This window comes from Globicatella sanguinis NBRC 15551 (assembly GCF_001552295.1).
GTDB lineage: Bacteria > Bacillota > Bacilli > Lactobacillales > Aerococcaceae > Globicatella > Globicatella sanguinis.
The window spans coordinates 1-6,255 of sequence record NZ_BCQX01000129.1; the positions used below are offsets into that span (position 1 = coordinate 1).

Consider the following 6,255-nt stretch of genomic DNA (forward strand, 5'->3'; position numbering starts at 1 on the left):
ATGCCTAGCCTCAATAAGGAGCATTCCATTTTGACCATTCTGGAAACTCATCCTTATAACCAATTTCCCAAATAATTTTTAAATCATGCTCATTGAAGGGTTTTAAAACTATCATTGATTGAACCTCTTTCTTTTATTAAGGATATTAACTAATATTACAACTGTGCCAATAAATCGGCCTCTGACATAATCATGATCGAGTGACCTTCTTCTAGTAATTGGCGTGCCTTACGTTGTTTTTCAACCAAACCATTTTCATCTTGGTATTTAGGGTCTTGCCAACCTTCGATTAGGACATCTGTCGTTTTACTGACTGTTGATTTTAAAATGGCACCATGATAACGCACTTTCATCATTAATTCATCTTTTCCGGTTTCAAACTCACCCGTTAAGACTACATTTTTACTTTGTAACCAATGGTCTGAATATTCTTCCTTTGGCGGAACTTGATTAACATCCGTAATTTTCAAGGATTTTTTAAATTTCTGAAACTTCGGCTTAAAATGATTTGCGGTCGTCGTATTATACCGACTGATCGGTTTGACAAATACTTGATGCCTTTTTAAAAACTCGTCAAAATCATCCATACGATATTCTTTCATCGTCTCAATTAAAATTTTTGCGGTTACTTCAGCGTCAGCCATCGCATTATGAGCCTCAAATGTAAAGCCAAATTGACGCGCTAAAGTACTTAATTTCATCACTTGATTACGATAACTCGGGTTAAAGAACATGGCATCAAATGTCTTAAATTCTGGAACCTTGATGCCATAATGACGTGCTGATTCAAGCAGAATACCCATATCAAATTGACTATTATAAGCTGATATATAACGAGATGAATTGATTTTTGATTCTATCTCAGACCAAAGCTCACCAAATGTTGGTGCCGTTGCGGTATCCTTCGAGGTAATACCATGCACGCGTATATTGGACTGAGCATAACGATTTCCTGGTGGTTGAATTAAACTATAAAATCGATCAACGATTTCAAGGTCTTTAATAAACGCCATACCGATTGAACAGGCTGAGTTATTATAATGTGTTGCGGTCTCAAAATCGATGACGCAACAATCAAATTGTTTTGGTAATTCTATCATGACTACCACACCCTTTTCTTATTTTTGCTCTTTTATTATAGCACGCCGATAAAAGAGAGAACAGAATAGGGAGCGAGCTCTTGAAGTATTTTCAACTTCTAGCCCACTCCCAATAGATTCATTTTTACCGCAAAAATGTAATTAACGGTTATTTAGTAAATTTATTCTTCATTCACAATTTGATAGTAAACACTTGAAGTAACACGATACACAATGTAATAAATTACCACGAAAACAGTAATAACAATCAGATAAGGGATAAAGAATTGTGATAATTTATAAATACCGAACAACCCTAAAAGGCGGAAAATAATCTTACTTGCACCTAAACCATGAATAACAGCCACAATAATCGGTAAGGCGAAGAGCCAAAACGTTTGCTGTTTAATCGTTGTTTTTATCATTTCTTCTGGTAATCCAACTTGTTTCATGACTTGGAAGTTGGCTTTATCATCATACCCTTCGGTTATTTGTTTATAATAAATCATTAAGACGGTACCGACCAGTAACACCACACCAATCATAATCCCTAAAAATAGGAACCCGCCATTAAATTGATACGTTTCTTTACGGGTCTGTTCAACGCTTAATACACGTTGATTGCCCCCAGCAAAAACAGTTGCTATTTTATCTTTTAGAGCATTACTATCTTTCGTTACATCAAAGGAAATTCTAAAACTACCTGGCCCCATAACCGTATTCTCTAGTTGATAATACTTACCAAGTTCCATCATCTCTTCTCGTGTTGGTACCACAAGTTGGACATAATCAATAATAACATTGGTATAAATAGGATCGGTATTATATTTGACTTGATACTGTTTCCCGGCAATATTGAGCTCTTTCTTATCTTTTAAAACCTCATTCAAATCATTTAATAATATTTCGCCTTCATTTAATTGATGCTTGGTCCCATGCAATTGATTATAATCTTCTATGGTCATAATCGTTCCAATAAAAGTCCGATCTTTTGACATGATCTCGATATTTGCTAATTTTTCTAAAGTATTCATATCCTTTGATAATCTTAAATTAATATAAACACTTTCAGTTAGATAAACATCCTTTACTTCTTGAACGTCCGATAACTGATTTATTTGCTCTTGAAGTGCTTCTTTCTTTGCCAAAATAGCGTCGGGGCTTTCATCTAAAAAATAATCATGATCATAAGAATAAACTTCATAATCGCGTATATGACGCATTTTTATAGTATCTTCAATCCCGCCATAAATCGAAATGGTACTTCCTAACGCTAACATAAAACCTGTACTTAAAATGGCAATACTCGCTAAACTTATGGCATTTGAACGAATTCGGTATAACATTCCAGATATTGATAGGAAATGATTTGGTTGATAATAGTAGTTCTTATTTTTCTTTAATTGATTCAATACAAATGAGATTAACGTCATAAATAAGAAATAGGTTGCCATCATCACGAGCAGTACTGCTATGAAGAACATTAAAATAGCATCCAAGAGACCTTTTGTAGTCCAAGCTATATAATAACCCGCACCCAGTGACACCAAACCAGAAATTAACCAAATCCATTGAAATTTCCCAGTTTTTTCTCCAGATTTTTGTTGGCTCATTAAATCAATTGGATTTAACAAGCTTACTCGGAATGTTTGAAATAGATATAATACGAACAAGATACCCGCCAATAAAATTAGTACTACAGAGATAGCATACCAAGAAAGTGGATAATCGCCTAAGGTGGCGGCTACGTCTTTAAGCAGATTTGTCATCACCTTAAACATAATCGTCCCAACTAATTGCCCCATTACAATACTCAATAAACCAATCACAACAAAGTTAATCAGTTGCTCAATTAGAATAACCATTGAAATATGCAATTTCTCAAATCCTAAAATAGAATACAATGAGAATTCTTTACTTCTTCTTTTTGCGATAAATGTTTGACCATAGATGGTAAAGATGATGGCCAATAAAGCTACAATAAAAATCCCCAGTCCCATTAAGATGGGTAACTCCGTATGGCGTTCTGTCACAAATTTATTGGTCTTTAATGATGCCATGATGTAAAGCGTCGCAAACATGATACTGCTGGCCAATACGAATGGTATTTGCAATTGATGATTGGCTTTTAAATTTCGCCAAGCAAGTTTTAAATATAGTCCTAATTTCATAATTATTCACCACCTTGATTCATAGCGGTTAAACTATCTGCAATTCGTTCTTGGAACGCTTGTACCGAATCATTGCCACGATAAATTTCATGAAAGACAATCCCATCTTTAATAAATAATACGCGGTTCGACATTGCCGCAGCTTTAATCGAGTGGGTTACCATTAAAATCGTTTGTCCCATCTCATTTAATGACTGAAATAATTCTAAAATTGTTTGGGAGGTTTTCGAATCTAATGCTCCCGTTGGCTCATCAGCTAATAAAATATCCGGTTGCGTAATAATCGCTCTCGCAATCGCAATGCGTTGACGTTGCCCTCCTGATATTTGGTACGGAAACTTCTCTAATAAGGATTCAATCCCTAAGATAGGGGTAATCTCTGATAAACGTTGTTCCATTTCGGTTATCTTTTTTTCCGAGAGAACTAATGGCAAGAGGATATTGTCTTTATTATTGAAGTTATTTAACACATTAAAATCCTGGAAAACAAACCCGAGACGTTCTCGACGGAACTTCGCAATATCTTTTGATTTTATTTCAGATAAAGGTAGATTGTTTAGTAAAACTTGTCCGTTCGTCGGCTGATCTAATGTTGCGATAATATTTAGTAAGGTTGTTTTCCCCGAACCAGACTCTCCCATGATTGAAACAAATTCTCCTTCATTGACTTCGAAGTTAACATTTTTAAGAGCTTTCGTTAGCACGCCAAAACCTTTTTTACCATATACTTTCTCGACATTTTGAATTTTTAATAATGACATTTTGCTCACTCCTTTGATTTGTTAACTTAAGTTTACTGGATATCTAAGGTAACTGCCTTTATCTAAACTAACAAAAACAAGTCTAATCTTACATTTTTGCAAGATTAAACTTGATATAGAAAATACTTCCTTGATTCAGTTGTGATTCGACTCGAATGGGTTGGGTTAAGCGTTCTGAGATTAAATCGACTAAGTATAACCCAAGACCACTGGCTTTTTCATGTAATCGTCCATTAAAACCAACATAGCCTTTATCAAAGATTTTAGTCAAATCACTTGCTTGTATACCAATACCATTGTCTTGAATTGCCAACTCTTGTGTTGCCTCATTAAAATATATTGATATTTTTGCGCCATTTTCATTTTGGCAGTATTTCAACGCGTTTGAAAGAATTTGTTCAATCATCAGGGAGCTCCAGTGACCGTCAGTAATCACCACTTGTATTAATCTCTCATATTCCAAACTCACATTATAGTAAAAGAATTGATATCGATATTTCTTAATCAGTGGACTTAAGATTTCATCCAATGTTAACCTAGTAAACTCCAAATCTGCGCCAGGATTCATTAATTTTATATACGATAATGCCATACCCGTGTATTTATCAATTTCGGTCATTAATAAGCGTAATTCATTGGTATTTTCCCCTTGGTTTTCTCGCAATAATAATTGCGCTCCCGCAATCGGCGTCTTCATCTGATGAAGCCAGGTCAGAAAATACGTCTCGGTTTCGAGTCTGATATGATGGAGCTCTTGTTTTAATTGGTGATTTTCATCTTGTAAAACTTGCAATTCTTCTTGTTGTAATTGGTCATGTTCAAAGCGAATTAAACTAATTACAAATAAAATCACGCCGACAAATAAGCTCAACCATAATATATATTGAATCATCTGTCCATCTAATTGGTAGACGATCATGACAACCATCGTTAAAACGACTGGTGTTATATACAAAAGCAAAGATGGCCATTTTAGTTTAAGATATTGTTTCAATCTATTCATTTTCATCCACCTTTAAAGCATAACCAAGTCCCTTTTTAGTTTGTATACTCGTTTTGACACCTTGTTCCTCCAACCGTTTGCGAATGCGCGAAATATTGACGGACAAGGTATTATCATCAATAAAATTAGCTTGATCCCAACAATGATCCATAATCGCTTCTCGCGAGACAAATCCACCTTTAGCTTCGATTAATGACTCCATGATTTGTAATTGAGTATGAGTTAATTCGACCGCTGTTCCTTCATAGAGTACACTCGCATTGGCAAAGTCGACGCTTAATCCGCCATAACTGTCTTGTGGCGCTTCAACGGTGTAATCATAAGAGCGGCGAAGAAGGGCTTGGATCTTAGCCAAGGATAAACTTAAATCAATCGGCTTGGTTAAGTAATCGTCCGCCCCCATTTGAATTGCCATCACTTGGTCCATATTGTCTGCTCGAGAAGAAATAAAAATAATGGGTACTTTTGAAAATTGTCGAATTTGTTGACACCAATGATAGCCATTAAAAGCTGGCAACCCAATATCCATTAATACTAAATGAGGTTCGAATGCTTTAAATTCTTCAATGACTTTCGTAAAGTCTTCAATTAAAGCAACTTGATATTGCCACTTTTCCAACTCGACTTTTAATTGTCGAGCAATTATTTTATCATCTTCAACAATGAGTATTTTCATAAGCCACCTCCTAAGTTATTTAACACTATTTTACTAAACTCATACTAACGTCGCTTTCTTCTTTTCCATTTGTCATAGATTAATAAAAGCCATTGAATCGGGTAATAAATAAGCACAAAAATGAAGGCTATTCTAATGACTGGATACATTAAATAGGGATTGCGCCAAATTTTATAATAGAGAATAATACCTAATACGATTAATAGGAAATGAAAAATACGACTTAGTCTACGCCTGATTAACCATTCACGGTCACTCATTTCTCGTTGTTTTCGCATATTACCGTCCTCTTTTTATGAAATTCATCACGTGATTTCTGCTAGATTTATCTTACCATTTTATAAACAAATAACCAATGATAAATGACTGAATTAATGTTCAATAGCTTTAATTATAATGAAAAATTGCTGCTCATAATTGATAATCTGCAACTATATACTTTTGAAAATATTGTGGTAAATCATTAGGAAATATAGACTCGAATCTTTTCAGCCCTGAATATTATGTTCCATCTTAATTACAGTTTCTTCCATAACAAAGTATAATTTTTTAAAAGCTTGGATAG

General features: G+C 34.6%; 6 protein-coding genes. All 6 read right to left on the reverse strand.

Going from position 1 to position 6,255, the window contains the following annotated elements:
• Positions 1-155: 155 nt before the first annotated feature.
• The 6 genes from GSA01S_RS08970 to GSA01S_RS08995 all read right to left on the reverse strand — a co-directional run bounded on the left by GSA01S_RS08970 (position 156) and on the right by GSA01S_RS08995 (position 5,968).
• Positions 156-1,100, reverse strand: coding sequence for an exonuclease domain-containing protein (locus GSA01S_RS08970; protein WP_066126789.1), 945 nt, complete (start codon positions 1,098-1,100; stop codon positions 156-158).
• A 161-nt stretch (positions 1,101-1,261) separates the two neighbouring features.
• Positions 1,262-3,250 carry an FtsX-like permease family protein gene (locus GSA01S_RS08975; RefSeq protein WP_066126792.1) on the reverse strand — a complete coding sequence of 663 codons (1,989 nt, stop codon included), beginning with the start codon at positions 3,248-3,250 and terminating at the stop codon, positions 1,262-1,264.
• 2 nt (positions 3,251-3,252) lie between these two features.
• Positions 3,253-4,011 carry an ABC transporter ATP-binding protein gene (locus tag GSA01S_RS08980; RefSeq protein WP_066126794.1) on the reverse strand — a complete coding sequence of 253 codons (759 nt, stop codon included), beginning with the start codon at positions 4,009-4,011 and terminating at the stop codon, positions 3,253-3,255.
• A gap of 88 nt (positions 4,012-4,099) precedes the next feature.
• Positions 4,100-5,014, reverse strand: coding sequence for a sensor histidine kinase (locus tag GSA01S_RS08985; RefSeq protein WP_066126796.1), 915 nt, complete (start codon positions 5,012-5,014; stop codon positions 4,100-4,102).
• Entirely contained in the window at positions 5,007-5,690 is a 684-nt protein-coding gene (locus GSA01S_RS08990; protein WP_066126798.1) for a response regulator transcription factor, read from the reverse strand. Before GSA01S_RS08990 ends, GSA01S_RS08985 begins: the two co-directional genes overlap by 8 nt.
• A 44-nt stretch (positions 5,691-5,734) precedes the next feature.
• Positions 5,735-5,968 carry a hypothetical protein gene (locus GSA01S_RS08995; protein WP_066126800.1) on the reverse strand — a complete coding sequence of 78 codons (234 nt, stop codon included), beginning with the start codon at positions 5,966-5,968 and terminating at the stop codon, positions 5,735-5,737.
• Between the last annotated feature and the right edge of the window lie 287 nt (positions 5,969-6,255).

Coding starts and splice junctions, on each gene's coding strand:
- GSA01S_RS08970 (WP_066126789.1), bottom strand. CDS start 1,100: ATGATAGAATTACCAAAACAATTTGATTGTTGCGTCATCGATTTTGAG.
- GSA01S_RS08975 (WP_066126792.1), bottom strand. CDS start 3,250: ATGAAATTAGGACTATATTTAAAACTTGCTTGGCGAAATTTAAAAGCC.
- GSA01S_RS08980 (WP_066126794.1), bottom strand. CDS start 4,011: ATGTCATTATTAAAAATTCAAAATGTCGAGAAAGTATATGGTAAAAAA.
- GSA01S_RS08985 (WP_066126796.1), bottom strand. CDS start 5,014: ATGAATAGATTGAAACAATATCTTAAACTAAAATGGCCATCTTTGCTT.
- GSA01S_RS08990 (WP_066126798.1), bottom strand. CDS start 5,690: ATGAAAATACTCATTGTTGAAGATGATAAAATAATTGCTCGACAATTA.
- GSA01S_RS08995 (WP_066126800.1), bottom strand. CDS start 5,968: ATGCGAAAACAACGAGAAATGAGTGACCGTGAATGGTTAATCAGGCGT.